The sequence below is a fragment of the Bradyrhizobium cytisi genome (assembly GCF_008123515.1).
Classification (GTDB): Bacteria; Pseudomonadota; Alphaproteobacteria; order Rhizobiales; family Xanthobacteraceae; genus Bradyrhizobium; species Bradyrhizobium cytisi.
This window is the reverse complement of record NZ_VSSR01000021.1, coordinates 154,375-175,257: the sequence shown is the minus strand read 5'-3', so window position 1 is coordinate 175,257 and position 20,883 is coordinate 154,375. Positions and strand designations below refer to the sequence as shown.

General features: G+C 66.3%; 12 protein-coding genes and 1 pseudogene. 5 read left to right on the top strand and 8 right to left on the bottom strand.

Annotation, left to right across the window (positions count from 1 at the left end):
• Positions 1 to 127 precede the first annotated feature (127 nt).
• Positions 128 to 5,830 (top strand): apolipoprotein A-IV repeat region-like domain-containing protein, encoded by a 5,703-nt coding sequence (locus FXB38_RS13325; RefSeq protein ID WP_148751305.1) that lies wholly within the window; start codon positions 128 to 130, stop codon positions 5,828 to 5,830.
• A 227-nt stretch (positions 5,831 to 6,057) separates the two neighbouring features.
• Here the strand turns inward: FXB38_RS13325 and FXB38_RS13320 are convergent, their stop codons facing one another.
• From FXB38_RS13320 to FXB38_RS13310, 3 genes are read right to left on the bottom strand one after another with little or no spacing between them, the layout of a single operon-like run.
• Positions 6,058 to 6,939 (bottom strand): MlaD family protein, encoded by an 882-nt coding sequence (locus tag FXB38_RS13320; protein ID WP_148751304.1) that lies wholly within the window; start codon positions 6,937 to 6,939, stop codon positions 6,058 to 6,060.
• 16 nt (positions 6,940 to 6,955) lie between these two features.
• On the bottom strand, positions 6,956 to 7,738 hold the full coding sequence (locus FXB38_RS13315) for an ABC transporter ATP-binding protein (RefSeq protein ID WP_187434846.1): 783 nt from the start codon (positions 7,736 to 7,738) through the stop codon (positions 6,956 to 6,958).
• Between the two features lie 2 nt (positions 7,739 to 7,740).
• On the bottom strand, positions 7,741 to 8,874 hold the full coding sequence (locus FXB38_RS13310; RefSeq protein ID WP_148751302.1) for an MlaE family ABC transporter permease: 1,134 nt from the start codon (positions 8,872 to 8,874) through the stop codon (positions 7,741 to 7,743).
• A gap of 134 nt (positions 8,875 to 9,008) precedes the next feature.
• Here FXB38_RS13310 and dgcA point away from each other — a divergent pair, with 134 nt between their 5' ends.
• On the top strand, positions 9,009 to 10,004 hold the full coding sequence (dgcA, locus tag FXB38_RS13305; protein WP_148751301.1) for an N-acetyl-D-Glu racemase DgcA: 996 nt from the start codon (positions 9,009 to 9,011) through the stop codon (positions 10,002 to 10,004).
• On the opposite strand, the pseudogene FXB38_RS13300 reads toward dgcA, so the two are convergent.
• Positions 9,974 to 11,162 (bottom strand): annotated as a pseudogene (locus FXB38_RS13300) (MFS transporter). The gene dgcA and the pseudogene FXB38_RS13300 sit on opposite strands and share 31 nt — an antisense overlap.
• A 75-nt stretch (positions 11,163 to 11,237) precedes the next feature.
• On the opposite strand from FXB38_RS13300, the gene FXB38_RS13295 reads away from it, so the two are divergent.
• Positions 11,238 to 12,524, top strand: a complete 1,287-nt coding sequence (locus FXB38_RS13295) for a hypothetical protein (RefSeq protein WP_187434845.1) — start codon at positions 11,238 to 11,240, stop codon at positions 12,522 to 12,524.
• 248 nt (positions 12,525 to 12,772) lie between these two features.
• A complete protein-coding gene (locus tag FXB38_RS13290) occupies positions 12,773 to 14,554 on the top strand; it encodes a caspase family protein (protein WP_148751299.1) in 1,782 nt (593 codons plus the stop codon).
• Between the two features lie 74 nt (positions 14,555 to 14,628).
• Here the strand turns inward: FXB38_RS13290 and FXB38_RS13285 are convergent, their stop codons facing one another.
• From FXB38_RS13285 to thiD, 4 genes are all read right to left on the bottom strand, one after another.
• Positions 14,629 to 15,612: a threonine/serine dehydratase family protein gene (locus tag FXB38_RS13285; protein ID WP_148751298.1), complete on the bottom strand. Its 984-nt coding sequence runs from the start codon at positions 15,610 to 15,612 to the stop codon at positions 14,629 to 14,631.
• Positions 15,613 to 15,678: 66 nt separating this feature from the next.
• On the bottom strand, positions 15,679 to 16,722 hold the full coding sequence (locus FXB38_RS13280; RefSeq protein ID WP_148751297.1) for a glycosyltransferase family 4 protein: 1,044 nt from the start codon (positions 16,720 to 16,722) through the stop codon (positions 15,679 to 15,681).
• The gene (locus FXB38_RS13275) at positions 16,722 to 17,534 is read right to left on the bottom strand and encodes a UDP-2,3-diacylglucosamine diphosphatase (protein ID WP_148751296.1); all 813 of its coding nucleotides are present in this window, start codon (positions 17,532 to 17,534) and stop codon (positions 16,722 to 16,724) included. The genes FXB38_RS13280 and FXB38_RS13275 overlap by 1 nt, the downstream gene beginning before the upstream one ends.
• A gap of 215 nt (positions 17,535 to 17,749) precedes the next feature.
• A complete protein-coding gene (gene thiD / locus FXB38_RS13270) occupies positions 17,750 to 18,550 on the bottom strand; it encodes a bifunctional hydroxymethylpyrimidine kinase/phosphomethylpyrimidine kinase (protein WP_148751295.1) in 801 nt (266 codons plus the stop codon).
• A gap of 280 nt (positions 18,551 to 18,830) precedes the next feature.
• On the opposite strand from thiD, the gene FXB38_RS13265 reads away from it, so the two are divergent.
• On the top strand, positions 18,831 to 20,810 hold the full coding sequence (locus FXB38_RS13265) for a hybrid sensor histidine kinase/response regulator (RefSeq protein WP_148751294.1): 1,980 nt from the start codon (positions 18,831 to 18,833) through the stop codon (positions 20,808 to 20,810).
• Positions 20,811 to 20,883 lie beyond the last annotated feature (73 nt).

Genomic DNA, 20,883 nt, shown 5'->3' with positions numbered 1-20,883 from the left:
GGCGGACAAGCCATCCGGGTGGGGATGGCTCGGAGATCCGCGCAAGCGGCATGATCCGGACTGTGGGCTTGCGCAGCGCGCAGGGCTCGCGGGGGGACGCGTACAAGTAACGAGGGCTCGACTGCACATGGCCAACACTCCCAAGAAGGTCAAAGATCCCACAGAAGTTGCGCTTTCTGCGATCCAGGAAGCCCTCAACATCAGCGACACGGCTGCCGACACCAGCCGCAACGCATCGATGCGCAACGAAACGGCGCCGCCGGCACCTTCCGTGTTCGACGAGCCGACATTCGAGCCGCGCCCTGCTGCCAACGAGCGCGACGTGTTCGATCCGATCGAGGAACCGCGGACCTCGCGCCGCGCCGCCAATGACGACCGCGAGACCATCGGCCAGCTGCTCCAGTCGCTGCAGACGGGCCGCCCGGCCCGCAACATCTACACCGGCGCGACCATCTTCACCGTCGTCTGGCTTGCGGCCTGCGCCGCGCTGACGGTCGGCTTCCTGCCCTCGATCCAGGCCGCCATGGGCCAGAGCGGCGGCGTGCTGGCGATCGCCGGCCTCGTCACGATGTTCTTCGCGCCGATCATGCTGTTCTACTTCCTCGCAAGCCTGGTCTGGCGCGGCCAGCAGATGAGCCAGGTCGCGCAGGCGATGGCGCAGGTCGCGATCCGCTTCTCCGAGCCGGAAGGCTCTGCGTCCGATTCCATGGTCACCGTCGGCCAGGCCATCCGCCGCGAGGTCGCGGCGATGGGCGACGGCATCGAGCGGGCGATCGCGCGCGCCGGTGAGCTCGAGACGCTGGTCGCCAACGAGGTCGCCGCGCTTGAGCGCGCCTATTCCGACAACGAAGTCCGCATCCGCGCCCTGCTCCAGGACATCGCGCATCAGCGCGACAACCTGGTCGGCCAGGCCGAGCAGGTCCGCAGCGCCATTTCCGGCGTGCAGATCGACCTCCGCCATGACATCGCGCTGATCTCGGACGCGATCGCCTCGCGCGTCGACGAGGTCGCGAAATCCATCACCGGCGCGCTGGAAGAGCGCGGCGCCCACATCACCGGCGCGCTGAGCCACGCCGGCGACAACATGATCCTGGCGCTCGGCGAGCGCGGCGGCGACCTGCTCGACCGCCTCGAGGAGGCCAGCGCCGAGACGACGCGCGCGGTGCTCGACGCCAGCGAGCGGCTGACCACCAGCCTCAACTTCAAGACCGGCCACGTCCACGACGAGTTCGTCGACCTCGCCGACCGCGTCCACGAGATGCTGAACGAGCGCATCGACCGCATCACCGGCGAGTTCGAGCAGCGTTCCGCCGCGATCGTCGACGGCATCTCCGAGCGCACCGAGCAGGTGCATGACAGCCTGAAGAACTCGTCGGACTCGCTGCTGCTCGAGCTCGAGCTGCGCTCCAACGACCTCTCCGCCAAGATCGACGACGCCGGCAACCGCCTCGCCGGCCAGATCATGACCTCCGGCGACAAGGCGAGCGAGGCGCTCGACGCCACGGTCAACACCCTCGTCGCCAAGGTCGTCAGCCAGACCGAGACCGCGCACGACTCGCTGTCGCTGCAGATGAGCGCGTTCGACGAGCTGGTGAAGAACCAGGGTTCCGAGCTGGTCGAGAAGTTCGCCCGCGATTCCGGCACGCTGGGTGCCCTGATCACGCGCCACATCTCCGAGTTCGACCGCACCGTGAAAACGTTCGGCGGCGAGATCGTCGAACGCATGGGCCAGCGCACCCACGACATCCATGAGTCGCTGAAGACCTATGTCGACAATTTCGACACCCGCTTCACCTCCAACGGCGGCGCGATCACGGCCGTCCTCGACCAGCGCCTGGTGCAGTTCGAGACCACGATCGGCGAACGCGTCACCAACCTCGACGCCTCGCTGAACGGCAAGATCACGAGCCTCGACGGCACCATCGAAGGCCACATCAGGACCTTCGACGAACAGCTCGTTGGCCGAGTCGCCGCTCTCGAAGAGTCGTTCGACACCCGCGCCAAGTCCGTCACCGAGACCATCGACGTGCGCCTCAACACGCTGGCGATGTCGCTGACCGATGGTGCCGCGCAGGCGATCCAGTCGGTCGACACGCGGTTGACGCACCTCACGACGACACTCACCGGTGGCGCATCGCAGGCGCTCGAGTCCATCGACTCCCGCCTCACCCACCTCACGACGACGCTGACCGACGGCGCCTCCCAGACGATCCAGGCGATCGATACGCGGCTGACGCACCTCACGACCACGTTCAACAGCGGCGCATCGCAGGCGCTGGAGTCCGTCGACAGCCGCCTCACCTACCTCACGACCGCGCTGACCAACGGCGCCACGCAGGCCGTGCAGTCGATCGACACCCGCCTCACCCTGCTGACCTCGACGCTCACGGACGGCACCGCGCAGGCGATCGAGGCGGTCGACCGCCGCATCACCAGCGTCGCCGACCTGATCGACGGTCGCAGCATGCACCTGACCGACACGGTCACGGCGCGCTTCCAGGACATCCACCAGGCGATCGAGACCAAGGTCGGTTCGGTTGCCAGCGACATCGACGTGCGCGTCGCGCAGTTCGAAGACCTGCTCGGCTCGCGTGTCGAGGCCGTTGCCGGCCGCATCGAGAGCAGCGGCCGCCAGGCCAGCGAGGACATGATGTCCCGCGCCGAGATGATCTCGACCGCGATCCGCTCGCATGTCGAGGACGCCGAGCGCTCGCTCACCAACCTCGTCGTCAACACCAGCGAGACGATCCAGACCGGTGCGCGCACCGCGCAGCAGTCGCTGATGACGGTCTCCTCCGACGTCAACGCCCAGCTCAAGATGACCTCCGCCGAGGTCGAGCGTGCGCTGACCGCGGTCGGCACCGGTGCTGCGAACTCGATCCTGACCAGCGCCCGCGAGGCGCAGTCGTCCCTGGTCGCGGCCTCGGGCGATGCCTCCAACCAGATCAAGGGGCTCGCCGCCGACGTCGAACGCACGCTGTCCGCAGCCGGCTCGGCCACCGCGGCCTCGATCCTGGCCGGCGCCCGCGAGGTGCAAACCACGCTCGTCACCGCCTCTTCGGACGCGGCCAACCACGTCAAGACGCTCACCGCCGACGTGCAGCGCTCGCTGTCGCTCGCCGGCACCAGCACGGCGGAATCGATCACCGCCGGCGCCCGCGATGCGCAGGGCACGCTGATCGCGGCCTCGACCGAGACCGCCAACCAGATCAAGGCGCTGTCCTCCGACGTGCAGCGCTCGCTCTCGATGGCGGGCACCTCGACGGCCGAGACCATCATGACCGGTGCACGCGAAGCCCAGAGCACGCTGGTCAACGCGTCCTCGGATGCGGCGAGCCAGGTCAAGTCGCTCGCGGCCGAGGTGCACCGCTCGCTCTCGCAGGTCGGCCAGAGCACTGCCGAGACGATCACGGCCAGCGCCCGCGACGCCCAGAGCACCCTTCTTGCTGTCTCAGCAGAACAAACCGGCCAGGTCCGTTCGCTCGCAGCCGAGATGCAGCGCGCGCTGGCGACTGCCGGCGGCGCCACCATCGAGGCGCTGACCAGCGGCGTGCGCGAGGCCCAGGGCACGCTGATCACTGCGTCGACCGATGCGGCGAGCCAGATCAAGTCGCTGACGACCGACATCGAGCGCACGCTGACCGCAGTCGGCGCCGACACTGCCTCGACCATCCTCAACAGCGCACGCGAGGCCCAGACCTCGCTGACCTCGACCTCGGCAGATGCCGCAAGCCAGATCCGCACGATCTCGACCGAGATCGAGCGCGCGCTGAGCACGGCCACGGCGAACGCGACCAACGACATCCAGACCAGCGCGCTCAACGCCCAGAATGCGCTGATCAACGCCTCCAACGAAGCGAGCTCGCGGGTCAAGTCGAGCTCGGCCGACGTCGAGCGCTCGGTGCTCTCCGCCTCGAGCAGCTTCGGCCAGGCCATGACCGGCAAGACCGACGAGATCGTCACCTACGTGCAGCAGCAGGCCGACCGCCTCTCGAACATGATCGACGCCAAGCGCGGCTCGCTCGTGGATGCGATCGGCTCGAAGACCAGCCAGCTCACGCTCGACATCGACCGCGTCACCTCCGACGCGCTGAAGTCGATCGAGACGCGCGGCACGGCGTTCTCGCAGACCATGATGGGCAACGGCAACGAAGTCGCCCGCACCATCAACGCGGCGAGCGAGGTCGCGACCAGCGCGGTCGGCCGGTCGCTCAAGGACCTCGAACAGGCCTCGCGTGCGGCGATCGACCAGTCGCGCCAGGTCTCGATTGCGGCCGTCACCGAGATGCAGGAGACCAGCAAGATCCTGCGCACCGACACGGTCGCCCTGTTCGAGCGTCTGCGCGAAGGCAACATCCTCCTGCAGGAGGTGCTGACCGGTGCGCACGACAACCTCAACTCGCTCGAGCGGGCGCTGGTGACGCGCGTCGCCGACTTCGTCTCGGCGATGAACGACGTCACCTCGCGCAACGGCGCTGCGACGCAGAACCTGGAAGACCAGCTCAACGTCTTCAACACGAAGACCACGCGGGCGCTCCAGGATCTCGGCGAGCTGTCGACGCAGTTCGACGCGCACGGCAAGGCACTCGTCGATGCCGCCCAGGTCGTCGAGCAGAGCAACAAGAACACCACCGCCTCGCTCGCCGAGCGCAAGCAGGCGCTGGAATCGCTCGTCACCACCATCGACCTGCGTACCACCGATCTCGACCAGCGGCTGTCGCGCTTCACCGGGCTGCTCGATGAGTCGCTCGCTGCGGCCGAGGAGCGTGCCCGCGACATCGCCCGCGTGGTCGCGGAGACCGCCGGCGCAGGTTCGGCCGCGATCACCCGCCAGTTCGAGGCGGTGCGGTCGGCCTCCGAAGAGGAGCATCGCCAGACCATCGATGCCATGCACGACATCTACCGCCAGACCACCGACGAGGCGGATGCGATGTTCAAGCAGTCGGCCGAGAAGTTCGGCAACCTCGTCTCCAGCATGAAGCAGATGGCGTTCGAGATGCACAATGAGCTCGAAGCCACCCGCAACGAGCTGCGCCGCGGCGTGCTCGAGATGCCGCAGGAGGCCGCCGAGAGCACTGCGCAGATGCGCAAGGTGATCGTCGACCAGATCGAGGCGCTCGCCGAGCTCAACCGCATCGTGGCCCAGCACGGCCGCGGCCTCGACGTCACCACGACGGGCCGCGCTTCTGTCGCCGTCCAGCGTCAGGAAGAGCCGGTGATGGCAAGTGCGGGCGGACGGGGTAACGAGACCCGCACGCGCGACACAGGCAGCGCTTCCACGCTGCCGCCGCCGGACCTGGGCATGCCCGCCTCCTCGCGGCGCACCGAGGCGCCGCCGGTCGCACCGGGCGGCAACGATCCCGGCCGCGACGGCTGGTTGTCGGATCTGTTGAACCGCACGGACGCCAACCAGGCTGCTCCAACCGGTCGTGAGGCCCCGCGTGGCCGCCAGGCCGCACCCGCTCCGCAGCCGCAGGCCCCGCAGAATGGCGGCAATCCGCTGGAATCGCTGTCGCTCGACATCGGCCGGCTGATGGACCGCAACCTCGCCACCGAGATGTGGGACCGCTACCAGCGCGGCGAGAACAAGGCCTTCACCAAGCGCCTGTACACGCCCGCCGGCCAGAAGGCTTTTGACGAGGTCGCCCGCAAGTATCGCGCCGACCGCAACTTCAAGGCGACGGTCGACCGCTACATCAGCGAGTTCGAACGTCTGCTCGACGAAGTCGCCCGCGACGGCCGCGGCCCGCAGGAGCTACGCAGCCACCTCACCTCGGAGACGGGCCTGGTGTATACGCTGCTTGCTCACGCGGCAGGCCGGCTGGGGTAAAACGAAAGCTCGCGAGTGGCGAATAGCGGATGAAAAAACGGAGCCCTGTCGGGCTCCGTTTTGTTTTGGCCGTTATTGCGCCGGCAGTTCACCGCGCGTTGGGAAATTACGACGCCCCCACAAGCTCCGTCATTGCGAGGAGCCCTTGCGACGAAGCGATCCAGGCTGCCTCCTCGGAGACAGTCTGGATTGCTTCGCTTCGCTCGCAATGACGGAGGAGAGAGGCGCTACTGCCGCTTGCGCTCGCTGGCCGGCGCCGGCTTCGGCGCCTCGGCCGACGGCGCGGCGGCGGCCGGTGCGCTGTTGCTGGCGCCGAACAGCACGCGGGTCGGGTTGCGGTCGAAGTTGTTCACGGCGCGGCTGATGTCGCCGAGCGTACGGCGGCCGTCGGTCATCAGCGCACCCGAGCGCTTGTCGAAATCCTCGGCAAGCTCGCGGATCGATTTGACCGTCAGGAACAGCTCGCCACCGTCCTTGCCGCCGGCGAGCGTGTTGAGGCCGAGCATGAGGTTGTCGGCCTTGAGCATGACGCCGTCGACCTTGGCCATCACGCCGTCGATCTTCTCGGAATTGCGGGCGAGCGAGTTGGTGAAGGTCTCCAGATTCTTCAGCGAGTTCTTCACCGATTCCTGATTGTCGGCGACGATCTTGTTGATGTTCTGTAGCGTGCCGCGGATCGCCTCGGTAACGTCCTGGAGCTTGTTGGGGTCGGCGGTCAGCGTCGGGATGCCGTCCTCGTCGAGCGGCGGCGGCGGAGCCGCCTCCTCGCCACCCTTGAGCGAGATCGCGGCCACACCCGTCAGGCCCTGGAATTCGAGGCCGACGAGAGTGTCCTTGCGGAGCGGCGTGTTGTTCTCGATCATGGCGAGTGCGACAACCCGCCGCGGATTGTCGAGCTTCACTGAGACCACTTCGCCCACCCGGATACCATTGAAGTTCACGCTGCCGCCGTTGCGCAGGCCCGCGGCCGGGCCCTCGAACACGACGCGGAAGGGGCTGCGCTGCTTGATGGTGTGCAGCGACTGGAACCACAGCACGAAGCCGATCGCAGCCGCGAGCACCGCCAGCGTGAAGGATCCGATCAGTACGTAATTCGCCCGCGTTTCCATCAGCTGCTCCGGCTACTCAAGTCACGACCGCGCGGGCGCGCTTGCCATGGAAATACTGCCTCAGCCAGGGATGCTGCGAGGCCTGCATGTCGGCGATCGACCCTGCCGCAATGATCTTACCGTTCCCTAAAACGGCGATCCGGTCGCAAGCCGTGTAAAGGCTGTCGAGGTCGTGGGTTACCATGAAAACGGTCAGCCCCAAAGTACGCTGCAGCGTCCTGACCAGATCGTCGAAGTCGCCGGCGCCGATCGGATCGAGGCCGGAGGTCGGCTCGTCCAGGAAGACGAGGTCCGGATCGAGCGACAACGCGCGGGCCAGCGCGACGCGCTTGATCATGCCGCCCGACAGTTCCGAGGGGAAACGCTCGGCCACTTCCGGCTTGAGGCCGACCATGGCGAGCTTGGCCATGGTGATCTCGTCCATCAGCCGCTGCGAGACGCGTAAGTATTCGCGCATCGGAAACTGGATGTTCTGCCGCACCGTGAGCGAGGAGAACAGCGCGCCCTGCTGGAACAGCACGCCCCAGCGCCGCTCGACATTGCGGCGCTGCGAGGTGTTGGAGGAATCCAGATCGACGCCGAACACCTCGATGGAGCCCGCGATCTTCGGCACCAGGCCGATGATGGTCCGCGTCAGCACCGATTTGCCTGCGCCCGAGGGGCCGACAAATCCCAAAATCTCGCCGCGCTGGACGTCGAGGTTGAGGCCGTCGAGGACACGCGTCGCACCGAACTGCACGGTGATGTCGCGGACGCGGATGATGGGGTCTTGAATCGCGTTTTGAGTTTCCTGCGCCATCGTCACATTCCGATCGAGGCGAAGAAGATGGCGAACACGCCGTCCATCACGATGACGAAGAAGATGCCCTTCACCACCGACGCGGTCGTGTGCTGTCCGAGCGATTCCGCGCTGCCCTGCACCGCAAGGCCCTCGACGCAGGCGACGATGCCGATCACCGCGGCCATGACGGGCGCTTTCACGATGCCGACGATGAAATGATCGATCGAGATGGCGTCGCGCAGGCGCAGCAGAAACGCCTCGGGATCGACGCCGCCATAGAGCCAGGCGACGAGACCGCCGCCATAGAGCGCGGCCATGGCGCCGAGGAAGGCGAGGATCGGCAGCGCCAGCACCAGCGCCAGCATGCGCGGCAATACCAGGACCTCGATCGGGTCGAACCCCATGGTGCGCAGCGCGTCGATCTCCTCGCGCATCTTCATCGAGCCGAGCTCGGCGGTGTAGGCGCTGCCCGAGCGGCCCGCGACCATGATGGCGACCAGCAGCACGCCGATCTCGCGCAACACCAGGACGCCGAGCATGTCGACGACGAAGATGTCGGCGCCGAACCGGCGGAAATGAAAGATGCCCTGCTGGGCGATGATGCAGCCGATCAGGAAGGTGATCAGCACGATGATCGGCACCGCGCGCCAGCAGACCTGCTCCAGATGATGCACGGTCGAGGTCAGGCGGAGTGAGCGCGGATGGATCAGCACGCGCCCGCCCGCCGCGAGCACCGCGCCGAGCATGTCGATCAGGCTCGCAATGGTGCCGCCGATGCCCGCCACGGCGCGGCCGATCTGCTCCAGCATGCCGGTGATGGTGATCGAGGTGGTGTCGATCACGGGCGTCGCGCGGACCCGCCGCACCTCGTCGACGAGGCTCGAATAGTTCGCGGACAGCCCCGCGATCTGAGTCTCGACGGTGCCTTGGGTCAGGGTGCGACGCAGCCGTTCGATCAGCCAGGCCCCGAACGTGTCGAGCTTGGCGACCTCGGAGACGTCGATGAAGATGCTTTGGGGGCTGCCGGCGAGCTTCTCGGCGTCGGCCACCATCCGCTCCAGGACCGGCGCGAAGCTCGCGGTCCAGGTTCCGGTGGCGCAGAGGGCCAGCGCGTTGCCTTTGGCAATCCGCTCCAGCTTTGGATCGCCGCTCAAGGTGTCCGCTCCCGTGCCGGGGCGGAGAAAATCAAATCATTGCGCACGCGCCCTTACCCAGAAAAGGTATCCCCAACTGGTTAATGTTAGTTGCTAGAGGTAACCAGCAGGTTCAGATTTCGCCAGAGTTCAAAATGACTTCCAGCAAAGTTCCTGTGCTTGCCGCCCGAATCGAGCGGTTTCCCATCGCCGGCAGTTTCACGATCAGCCGCGGCGCCAAGACGGAAGCCGTGACCGTTGTGGCCGAGGTGAGCCAAAACGGACTGATCGGCCGCGGCGAATGCGTCCCCTATCCCCGCTATGGCGAGACGCCCGAGGCAACACTGGCCGCGATCCAGGCCATGCAGGCGGCTCTCGCGGGCGGGCTGACGCGGCAGGCCCTCCAAGCCGCCATGCCGCCAGGGGCGGCCCGCAATGCGCTGGATTGCGCCCTGATCGACCTCGAGGCCAGGGCTTCGGGCCTGCGGGCCTGGAACCTGCTCGACCGCCCTGTGCCGGGCGAGCGCACCACGGCCTATACGATCTCGCTGGGCACGCCTGGGGCCATGGCGGCGGCGACCGCCAGGGCGGCGCACCGGCCGCTGCTCAAGATCAAGCTCGGCGGCGACGGTGATCCCGAGCGGATCGCGGCCGTGCGCAAGGCGGCCTCCGAGTCGGAGCTGATCGTCGACGCCAACGAGGCCTGGACCGAGGCCAATCTGGAAGCCAACCTCGCGGCCTGCGCCGCCGTCGGCGTCACCCTGGTGGAGCAGCCGCTGCCGGCCGGCAAGGACGACGCGCTGGCGCGGATCAAGCGGCCGCTCGCGGTCTGCGCCGACGAGAGCGTGCATGACCGCAACTCGCTGGCCCCCTTGCGCGCGCGCTACGACGCCGTGAACATCAAGCTCGACAAGACCGGCGGTCTCACCGAGGCGCTGGCCATGGCCGATGCCGCGCAGGCGCTCGGCTTCGAGATCATGATCGGCTGCATGGTCGCGACCTCGCTGTCGATGGCGCCCGCCATGCTGGTGACCCCGCAGGCGCGCTTCGTCGATCTCGACGGCCCGTTGTTGCTGGCGCGCGATCGCGATCATGGACTGCGTTATGACGAGAGCCTGGTCTATCCGCCGGACGCTTCGCTCTGGGGCTGAGCCATGAGCCGATGCCGCGCCGACCAGATCACGATCGCGCCGGCCGCCGCCATCGCCGCCATGACGTAATAGAGGCTGTCGCCGATGCTGGCGTAGATCGCGCCTGAGGCGATCGAGCTCGTCGCGCCCAGCAAGCCGCTGCACGCAGCATAGTAACCCTGCCCCCGCGCAATCTGATACGCGCCGCACCAGCAAATTCATGGTGCCGACGATGGTCATGCCGAAAGTGAGGCCGTGGCCGAGCTGCGCGATCGCGAGCAGCGCCAGCGACGGCTCCTGCGCCGTGACGATCCAGCGCAGCACCGCGCTTGCGCCGCCGATCGCCATCAGCGATGACGGATGCAGCGAGAAGCGCGGCGACAGCGCGAAGACGACGATCTCGGCGATCACGCCCAGCGTCCAGAGTCCGGCGATTGTGAACCCGCCGAGCCCATGGGCCTGCCAGCTGATCGCCGAAAATGAGTAATAGGCAGCGTGACTGCCCTGGATCAGCGCGGCCGAAATGATGACCGACCAGAAGCCGGCATCGCGCAGCAGGGCATTGCCAGCGGGCTTTTCCGCGCTCCTTCGCCTGACATCGCCGAGCGGCTGGAGCAACAGGCCCGCGACGCCCGCAACGAGAGCCCAAGCGACGATGACCCAGATCAGCTCGCGCGTGTCGATGCTGTCGACGAGATAGCCGCAGGCGAGTGCGCCGGCCGCGAAGGCCGCCGAGCCCCACAGCCGAATTGGCCCATAGTCGAAGCCGTAACGAATGACGCCGCGCAGCGCATACGCATCCGTCAGCGGCACGACCGGCGTCCACATGATGCAGGTCAGCGCATAGATCAGCAGGAGTGCCAGCGGCTGGTGCTGCACGCCGACCAGCGCAAATCCCGCCGCCGTCGCGACGACCGAAACCATCATGCCGGCACGAATCGCATGGCGCTTTTCGGCAAAGGCGGTTGCGTAGGGCAGCGTGGTGAAGCGCGTGATCCCCGGCAGCGCGTTGATGATCCCGATCCAGGCCGCATCGACGCCGATCGCCTTGAGCCAGACCGGGAAGAACGGCAGATGCGTGCCCGTCACCGCGAACACGGCCGCGTAGAACAGCGCAAGACGCACGGTGAATCGCCGCTTGACGGATGTCGCGATGGGGATTTGTGATTCGCCTGCCATCAAACCAATTGCGATTCGGTCGATATCGTGGTGATCGTTACAGTAACGCGCGGTGATTTGCGCGACGAGACTGTCATGGCCAACGAAGCATTCGCCCTCTCGCCCATGTCGGCCCGCGCGGCCGAGCCGAACGAGCAGGATTACGACGCGATCCGTGAAGCCTTCATGGAGACCGCGCGCGGCCGCTGGTTCCTCGGCGAGTACGCCAAGCGCAACCGCAATGCCGACACCAGCATGGTGCTCGACGCGGTCGCCAAAATCGAAGAAACCCTTGCGGCACAGCGACAACCCGTCGTCGAGGACCGCCTGCCCGAGGCGCTGGTCGCGATCCGCCGCGCGGTCGAGGACGCAGAAAGCGCCGCCGGCAAGGCTTGCGATCCGGCCGTGCTCGAGGCGAGCCTCGCGCCGATTCCGCGCGGCGTGCGCATCATCAAGGAGATCTCCTGGCGCTGGCGCGAGATCGGCGCCGACGGGCGAATCTGCGACCTGATTGATTCGCAGCTCGCCTCGATCGAAGCGGCCTGCGCCCAGGTGTCGACCATCGACCCGCGCGCCGACCTCAAGGCCGCCTTCGATCTGCTCAGGGACCGGGTCGAGCAGACGGACGCTGACGGCGTCGGAGCGCCCGTTGCGATGGCGAGCGAAGCATCCGTGGCTTTGACGGAGACCCGGCAGGACATCGCGCCGGAGCCCGAGGCGACCGCTGACGCGAGCAGCATCGCCGAGAACGCGACGATGGACGTCGCGATCGCGCCCGAGATTGCCGAAAGCCACGCCGCCGTCGAAGAGAGTTTTGCTGCGGTCGAGGACAGCCTCGCCGATCCCGCTTCCGTCGCCGAGATCACGGACGAGTTCTCGTTCGATGCCGCCGCGGAGGCCGAAGACGACGCCGTGCTCGCGGCGATCGCGTTGGAGATGGCTGCGCCTGATCCGGAGTTCGACGAGATCGTCGAGCCGATGGAGATGGAAGCGGCTATTCCCAAGCCGGAGCCGATGGCCGCGGGGGTCGCGAAGCCGGTCGCCATGGAGGCGCCAATCGCGCCGCATGTCGAGGAACCGGTTGTTGAGGAGCCGGTCGTCGAAGCCCCGATCGCGATGGAATCGCTCGCGCGTCTCACCGATGCCATCGCCGAAGCCGCAGCCGAAGCGATGGAGCAACCGGCCTCCATGATGACGGCCGCAGCAACCTACGGCGCAGCACCGACCGCGTCGCTGCCGATGCCCTCCCCCCTGCCCGAACCCTCGCTCGGCGCCACCATTCTCGCCAGCGGCATCGTGCAAAAGCCCCGCCCTGCGGCCAACGACGCGCTGGCGCCGATCCGCCGCATGACCCAGGCCGAGAAGATCGCGTTCTTCTCGTAAAGGCGCTCGCACTCTTTCCACCGTCATTGCGAGCGGAGCGAAGCAATCCAGACTGCCGCCGCGGAAAGATTCTGGATTGCTTCGCTCCGCTCGCAATGACGGAGCGCGAGGCAAGCGCCCCACGCCCTTACGCGTGATCTAGATCACGCAGGATCCGACGGTGATCGCGATCACGGACCAGGGATCGAACGCCGCCTAGCTTCCTCGCAACCAATCTCGCATCGAGATGAGCCCCGAGGGAGCCCGCCATGTTCCGTCTGAAATCCGCCCTGATGACTGCCGGCCTGCTGGGAAGCCTGTTCGGCTTCGGCTGCGGCCCCGTTTCCGCACAGGTCGCCCCTGTCGAACCGGCTGCGCCTGCCGCGCTGCAAGGCCCGGAGCAGCGAGTGGCGCTGGTGATCGGCAATTCGAACTACCAGAACGCGCCGCAGCTCGCCAATCCCGACAATGACGCGCAGTCGATGGCGCAGTTCCTCAACTCGGCCGGCTTCGAGGTGATCTCGGCGACCGATCTCGGTCAGAACGACATGCTGCGCGTGGTGCAGGATTTCTCGGCCAAGGTCTCCGCGCGCGGTCCGAACACGGTGGCGATGGTCTATTACGCCGGTCACGGCGTGCAGCTCGCCGGCGAGAACTATCTCGTCCCTGTTGACGCGAAGGTGTCGAACCAGACCGAGCTCGTCAACGATTCGGTCCGCCTGGTCGACGTGATGTCGACGCTGGAGACGATCCCGAGCCGGATGCGCATCGTCATCCTCGATGCCTGCCGCAACAACCCGTTCCCTGACGTCAACGACGCCGGCCGCGGCCTTGCCATCGTCGATGCGCCGAACGGCTCCATCGTCGGCTATTCGACCGCGCCGGGCGCCGAAGCGCTCGATGGCAATGCCGGCCACAGCCCCTATACGCAGGCCTTCCTGAACGTCGCGCGCGAGCCCAACGTGCCGATCGAGCAGCTCTTCAAGCGCGTGCGGCTCCAGGTCAACCAGACCACCAGCGGCGCGCAGATTCCGTGGGAGAGCTCCTCGCTGACCTCCGACTTCACCTTCTTCGGCGACACGGCCGTTGCCGCCAATCGCGCGCCGGTGAATGCGCCGGTGGTGCAGATGGCCTCGAACCTGCCGAGCCGTTCAACGCGACAGGCCTATGACTACGTCGTGTCCGAGGGACGGCCGGAGTACTATCAGGAGTTCCTCCAGATGTATCCGCACGACCCGCTGTGCGATCATATCCGCTGGCTGCTGTCGATTTTGCTGATCTCGCAGGCCTGGCACCAGGCGGTGCTCGCGAACTCGCCGATCGGCTACAAGGCCTTCTACGACAGCTACGGCAACAGCCCATATGCGCTGATGGCGCACAAGCTCGAGACGCAGCCGAAGCTGATCCCCCTGATGCAGGCGACGAAGTTTTTGGCTCCGCAGAACATTGCCCCGACGCTCAAGATCGGCAATCTCGGCCAGCCCAAATACATGCCGCTGATCCAGCAGGGCAACGGCGGCTCTCAGATCAACGTCAACCCGCCGGTCGTGCAGAAGCCGGTCGACGGAATCGGTAAGATCGTTACCCTGCCTGCCGGCAATTCGCAGAATGGCACGCCGTCGCAGATCCCGGGCAAGATCGTCACTCTGCCCGCGCCGACCAGCACGACGACGAACACTGGCGGCATCGGCAAGATCACCACACTGCCGGTGACCACCACCACCCAGAACACCGGCAACAGCCATGCCGGCACTGCCAACACCCCTCCTGGCAAGATCGTGAGCATGCCCGTGACGACCGGCAAGGGCAGCTCGACTGTCGATGCCAAGCCCATCGACGTGAAGGTGACCAACGTTCAAAGCCAGAACAATCCGATCCGCATCAACAACGGCGTGAAGCTCGACAACAACCCGGTGAACAAAGTGCAGGTGCAGAATAACAACCGGCCGCAGTTCAATGCGATGGGGAATGGCGGCGGCAACAATGTCCGTCAATCGATGAACCAGTCAAACATGAATGGCGGCAACAACCACCGCGGCTTCATGCATTGATGGCGGCGACCGCACGCGACAAAGGAGCAGTGCGGCGACGCTCTGCCCCTTCTTCATGTCAAAAGCTCGAGACCTCAGGCCACCAGCTCAGCGAACAGATCCGCATCGACGTTGCCGCCGGAGAGCACGATGACCACGTTCTTGCCGGCGACGTCGAGACGCCCCGCAAGCAGCGCGGCAAGGCCCACCGCACCACCGGGCTCGACCACGAGCTTCAGCTCGCGATAGGCAAAGGCGACGGCCGCGCCGACTTCCTTGTCCGACGCGGTCACGCCGCGCGCCAGAAGCTTGCTGTTGATCGCAAAGGTCATTTCGCCCGGGATCAGCGCCATCAGCGCGTCGCAGATGGTGCGGCCCGCCGGCGCGTGCGGCTCGCGATGGCCTGCGGTCAGCGACAGGCCGTGATCGTCGAACGCCTCGGGCTCGGCCACCACGATCTCGGCTAGTGGGTAGCGCGCCTTCACGGCCGTTGCGACGCCTGCGATCAGGCCGCCGCCGGAGGCCGGCGCCACCACGATGTCAGGTGAGAGGCCGAGCGTTGCCATGTCCTCCGCGATCTCGCGGCCCGCGGTGCCCTGCCCTGCGATCACGAAAGGATCGTCATAGGGCCTGACCAGCGTCGCGCCGCGCTTCTCGGCGATGCCGCGCGAGATCGCCTCGCGATCGTCGCGGTCGCGATCGTACAGCACGACCTCGGCGCCATAGGATTTGGTGCGCTCACGCTTCGAGAGCGGCGCGTCCGCCGGCATCACGATGGTCGCCCGCATGTCGAGTATCTTGGCCGCCGCCGCCACGCCCTGGGCGTGATTGCCGGAGGAGAACGCGACGACGCCGCCGGCACGCTTGTCCTGCGGGATCGAGAACACCTTGTTGAAGGCGCCACGGAACTTGAAGGAGCCGGTGCGCTGGAGCATCTCCGGCTTCAGGAACACTTTCGCGCCAACGCGCTCGTTGAGCACGGGAAAGGACAACAGCGGGGTGCGGACAGCGAAAGGCGCGAGCACGCGCGCTGCGGCATCGATATCGGCGGGGCCGATCGGAAGGGGCTGTTCGGACATGGGGGCGATGTTATCGCGGCGGACGCGGCGCCGGCAAGACACCTCCGCGCGAGGATTTTTATCCGTTCAGGCGACGAAGCGCGGCTGTTCCGTGCCGGTCCGGCCGGGCAGCACCGCGCCGGCCGCCCGGATGCTGTCCACAAATGCCCTCGCCGAGGCTTCCCAGGTGTAATTGGCGGCGAATTCGACGCAGGCTGGCCTGGAGACATCGAGCGCCGCGAAGCAGGCATTGCGCAGGTCATTGTCCAGCGCGCCGACCGGCGCATCGCCGATGACGTCGCGCGGCCCCTTCACCGGGAACGCCGCAACCGGCAGGCCGCTCGCGAGCGCCTCGAGCAGGACCAGGCCGAACGTGTCGGTCCTGCTCGGAAACACGAAGACGTCGGCTGCCGCATAGATGTCGGCCAGCTCCTCGCCGTGCTTTTCGCCCAGGAAAATCGCGTCGGGATAGGCCTCTTCCAGCGTGTTGCGCGCCGGGCCATCGCCGACGATCACCTTGGTGCCGGGCAGATCGAGGTCGAGAAACGCCTCGAGATTCTTCTCGACCGAGACCCGGCCGACGGAAAGGAACACCGGTGCCGGGAGGCAGAGATCGATGGCGCGAGGGTGGAACAGCTTTGTGTCGACGCCGCGCGGCCACAGCACGACATTGGCAAAGCCGCGCTCGCTGAGCTCGCGGGCGAGTGCTGGCGTCGCCGCCATCACGGCGCGGCTGGCGCTGTGGAAGCGCCGCAGCGCCCGCCAGATCAGGGATTCCGGGACCGGCACGCGGGCGCGGACATATTCGGGAAAGCGGGTGTGAAAGCTGGTCGTGAACGGCAGCTTGCGCTGCCGGCAATAGCGGCGGACCATCAGGCCGATCGGCCCTTCCGTCGCGATGTGGATGCTGTCGGGCCGCGCTTCCTCAATCAGTCTTGCGATGCGCGCCGGGCGCGGCATCGCGAGCCGCACGTCGCGATAGCTCGGCATCGCAAAGGTACGGAACGATTGCGGCGTCAGGAACGTAAACTCGGTACCGAGCGTCTTGGCGGCGTCAGCAAGCTTGGTCAGCGTCCGAACCACACCGTTGACTTGCGGGTGCCAGGCGTCGGTCGCGACCAGGATACGCATCAAGCCGCCCTTGCTGCCACCTGCGGTACGGCTGCAGGCTTTTGGGCGTGGTCGGACCAGGTGATGATCTCGAAACGACCGTCATCGTGCTCGACCAGCGCGGTGCAGCTCTCGACCCAGTCGCCGCAATTCATGTAGCGGATGCCATTCTCGTCGCGGATCACGGCGTAGTGGATGTGGCCGCAGATCACCCCGTCGGCATCATGGCGCCGTGCCTCGGCGGAGAGCGCCTGCTCGAACGCGCCGATATAGTTCACGGCGTTCTTGACCTTCTGCTTCGCCCACTGCGAGAGCGACCAGTAGGGCACCTTGAACATGCGGCGGAAGAAGTTGACGAAGCGATTCATCTGAATCGCGAAGTCGTAGGCCTTGTCGCCGAGATGGGCGAGCCAGCGCGCGTTCTGCACCACGAGATCGAAGATGTCGCCGTGGATGACGAGATAGCGCTTGCCGTCCACGCCGGTGTGGACGGTGTTCTCGACAACGTCGATGCCGCCGAAATGCGTGCCGTAATAGTTGCGCAGGAACTCGTCGTGATTGCCGGGCACGTAGATGACCTTGGCGCCCTTGCGCGCCTTGCGCAGCAGCTTCTGTACCAGGTCGTTGTGCGACTGCGGCCAGTGCCAGCTCGATTTCAGCGCCCAGCCGTCGACGATGTCGCCGACGAGATAGATGGTGTCGGCGTCGTGGTAGCGCAGGAAGTCCAGCAGCAGGTCGGCTTGCGAGCCGCGGGCTCCGAGATGGACATCGGAAATGAACAAGGTGCGAAAGCGCCTTTCAGGGCTCTCGTCACTCACATCGTAACTTCCCATGCGACAGCCTGTAACAATGTCCCGTGACAGGGGGATGACCAATTGGACCTTTGAGGCACCTCAGCTACGAATCAAACCTCGCCTCGCCCTCCCCGCGAATATCAGTCGCATGCGACAATCAGGCGACATGAGGCGGCATTGGTTGCCCGCAAAAGCCCGGAACACCCTGGTCCTGCTGGTTAACGGCGGGGCCGACACGCAGCTCGCAGCCGGCGTCAGTAAAACTTGTGGAAATGATGGATCGGCCCGTGGCCGTGGCCGACGCTGAAGCGGTCGGCAGCTTCAATCGCAACACTGATCCAGGCCTTGGCGTTGCGCACCGCCTGCTCCAGGGTCTCGCCCTTGGCGAGACCCGCCGCAATCGCCGACGAGAGCGAGCAGCCGGTGCCATGGGTGTTCTTCGTGGCGACGCGCGGCGCGGCAAGCGCAATCGTGTTTCCGGCATCGACGAGATAGTCGATGCTCTCGGCGCCCTCGCCGTGCCCGCCCTTGATCAGGACAGCGTGGCAGCCGAGCGCGAGCAGGCGGCGGCCCTGACTCTCGATCTCGGCTTCGCTTCGCGCAAGCGGCCCGTCGAGCAGAGCGGCGGCCTCGGGCAGATTTGGCGTAACGACCGAGGCCAGCGGAATCAGCTTCTTGCGCAGGGCCTCGACGGCTTCGGACGCCAGCAGGCGGTCGCCGGAGGTTGCGACCATCACGGGATCGAGCACGATATTGCGAGGCTTCCAGCGCGCCAGCGCAGAGGCGATCACATCGATAGTCTCGGCCTGCGCCACCATGCCGATCTTCACCGCGCCGACGTCGAGATCGGAGAGCACCGCATCGATCTGCGCGGTGACGAACGCCGCGGAAACCGCGTGAATGCCGCTGACACCTTTGGTGTTCTGCGCCGTCAGCGCCGTGATCGCGGAGGCACCGTAGACGCCGAGCGCGGCAAAGGTCTTCAGGTCGGCCTGAATGCCGGCGCCGCCGCTCGAATCCGAGCCGGCGATGGTGAGCGCCACGGGCGTGGTCATCGGGCGGTTTTCCGGGTTTTCGAAGCCAGGCGTTTCAAAGTCAGGCATTTCGAAGTCATGGCTTCTCCTACCGCGCGCTCGGAGCACCAGCAAGCCGCGAATCGTGCACGCGCGGTGCCACGCAGTATCGTCGTCCCGGAAACGTGCACATCCGGAGAAATAAGACCTAGTCATCGCCCGGCCTTGGCGGGTCCATCCAAATCAGTGAAAGATTGATCGATTCGCTGGCGATGCCATGTTGCGGGCCGCCCCCGGCCTGCAACCCTCTCGGGACTGTATCATGTGGGCCTACTTCGAACGCATTCTCGACTCCTCGATGTTCTCACCGCACGGCATCTGCCTGTTGTGGGAACCTGAGCTGATCTGGCTCCACGTCGTCTCCGATGCCATCATAGCCGCCGCCTATTTCTCGATCCCGTTCGCTCTCACCATTCTCGTCACCAAGCGGCGAGACCTCCAATTCGGCTGGGTCTACTGGGCGTTCGCGATCTTCATCATGGCCTGCGGCCTGACCCATGTGCTGTCGATCTACACGCTCTGGGTCCCGATCTACGGCATCGAGGGCCTGGTCAAGGCGGTCACGGCTGCGGCCTCCATCTTCACCGCCGGTGCACTTTGGCCGCTCTTGCCGAAAATCCTAACCATCCCCTCCCCGTTTGAGCTGCAGAAGGTTCAGGCTGCGCTCGAGGAGGAGGAGATCAAGAGCCGGGACGCGACGCTGCTGCTGCGGCAGGTCGGAGACGCCCAGCGCGCGATGCGCGAAAGCGTGACGCGTCTCACCGCGGTCGTCGAGACCGCCGTCGACGGTGTCATCCTGTTCGACGCGCAAGCCCGCATTCTCCTGTTCAATCCCGCCTGCGAACGGCTGTTCGGCTATCACGCCGCCGAGGTCATGAATCTCGACATCGGCATGCTGATGTCCAACCAGGAGAGGCCCTCATCCACCGGTCATGCGCGGCGCTTCGCGACCGGCGAAGCCGCCGGCCTGCGCAAGGACGGATCGAGCTTTCCGATGGGTCTGTCGGTCGGCCAGGCGTGGCAGGACGGCGAACTGATCTACGTCGGCATCATCCACGATCTGACCGCGCGCAAGCTGACTGAGCAACAGCTCCAGCAGGCGCAGAAGATGGAGACGGTCGGCCAGCTTTCCGGCGGCATCGCGCACGACTTCAACAATCTCCTGACCGTGATCATTGGCAACGCCGAGCATCTCAGCGAGCAGCTCAAGACGCGGCCCGATTTGCGGCAATTTGCCGACGACATCTGCGAGTCCGGCGAACGCGGCGCGGAGCTGACGCAGCGGCTGCTGGCGTTCAGTCGCCGCCAATTGCTCCAGCCGCAGACGGTCGATTGCCGCGAGCTGCTCGGGTCCATGCTCAAGCTGCTCAAGCGCACCTTGCGCGAGAACATCGAGATCAAGACGGCCTTCGGGCCCGGCACGATCTTGGCCTTTGCCGACCGCGCCCAACTCGAATCCGCCGTGCTGAACCTTGCGCTGAATGCGCAGGACGCGATGCCGTCAGGCGGGCACCTGACGCTGAGCACGGAACTCGCCGCGATCGACGATGACTATCGCGCCCTGCACCCGGAAGTGGCGTCGGGCGCCTACGCGCTGCTTTCCGTCACTGATGACGGCGAAGGCATGACGCCCGAGGTGATCGAGCGCGCATTCGAGCCATTCTTCACCACCAAGGAGGTCGGCAAGGGGTCAGGGCTCGGGCTGAGCATGGTCTATGGCTTCGCCAAGCAGTCAGACGGTCACGTCTCGATCTATAGCGAACAGGGCCTGGGAACGACGGTTCGGATCTACCTGCCGCGTGCTGGTGCCGGACAATCGCTGGCCGATGTGCTGGAAGGCGAGGAGGCCGCGCCGCGCGGGCACGAGAAGATCCTGATCGCGGAAGACGATCCGTTCGTGCGCTCCTCGGTGATCCTCCAGGTGGAAGCTCTCGGCTATGGCGTCGTCGCCGCCGTCAACGGCCAGGAGGCATTGCAACGGCTGCGCACCGATCCCGGCATCGACATGCTGTTCACCGATATCGTCATGCCCGGCGGAATGAGTGGCTGGGAGCTCGCCGATCAGGCCCGGCGGATTCGGCCCGGCTTGCCGGTGCTGTTCACCTCAGGCTATGCGCTGGAGACCCTGGTCGAGCAGGGCCGCGCGCAAGCCGACGCAGTGGTCCTGACCAAGCCCTATCGCAAGGCCGAGCTCGCCCAGCGGCTCAGGCACGCCTTCGCCGCGGTGACTGTGACTTCGTAGGGCAAAACCGTATTTGCGCGCGGGCGGCTTGTCCCCGCAGGCCGCAAGTCCGCTTGCTAAATCCGGCCGGTTT

Excerpts from the sequence above, each read along its gene's own strand:
- FXB38_RS13320 (WP_148751304.1), bottom strand. The coding sequence starts at position 6,939 with ATGGAAACGCGGGCGAATTACGTACTGATCGGATCCTTCACGCTGGCG.
- FXB38_RS13285 (WP_148751298.1), bottom strand. The coding sequence starts at position 15,612 with ATGTCCGAACAGCCCCTTCCGATCGGCCCCGCCGATATCGATGCCGCA.
- FXB38_RS13295 (WP_187434845.1), top strand. The coding sequence starts at position 11,238 with ATGGCCAACGAAGCATTCGCCCTCTCGCCCATGTCGGCCCGCGCGGCC.
- dgcA (WP_148751301.1), top strand. The coding sequence starts at position 9,009 with ATGACTTCCAGCAAAGTTCCTGTGCTTGCCGCCCGAATCGAGCGGTTT.
- FXB38_RS13325 (WP_148751305.1), top strand. The coding sequence starts at position 128 with ATGGCCAACACTCCCAAGAAGGTCAAAGATCCCACAGAAGTTGCGCTT.
- FXB38_RS13315 (WP_187434846.1), bottom strand. The coding sequence starts at position 7,738 with ATGGCGCAGGAAACTCAAAACGCGATTCAAGACCCCATCATCCGCGTC.
- FXB38_RS13275 (WP_148751296.1), bottom strand. The coding sequence starts at position 17,534 with ATGGGAAGTTACGATGTGAGTGACGAGAGCCCTGAAAGGCGCTTTCGC.
- FXB38_RS13290 (WP_148751299.1), top strand. The coding sequence starts at position 12,773 with ATGTTCCGTCTGAAATCCGCCCTGATGACTGCCGGCCTGCTGGGAAGC.
- thiD (WP_148751295.1), bottom strand. The coding sequence starts at position 18,550 with ATGACCACGCCCGTGGCGCTCACCATCGCCGGCTCGGATTCGAGCGGC.
- FXB38_RS13265 (WP_148751294.1), top strand. The coding sequence starts at position 18,831 with ATGTGGGCCTACTTCGAACGCATTCTCGACTCCTCGATGTTCTCACCG.
- FXB38_RS13280 (WP_148751297.1), bottom strand. The coding sequence starts at position 16,722 with ATGCGTATCCTGGTCGCGACCGACGCCTGGCACCCGCAAGTCAACGGT.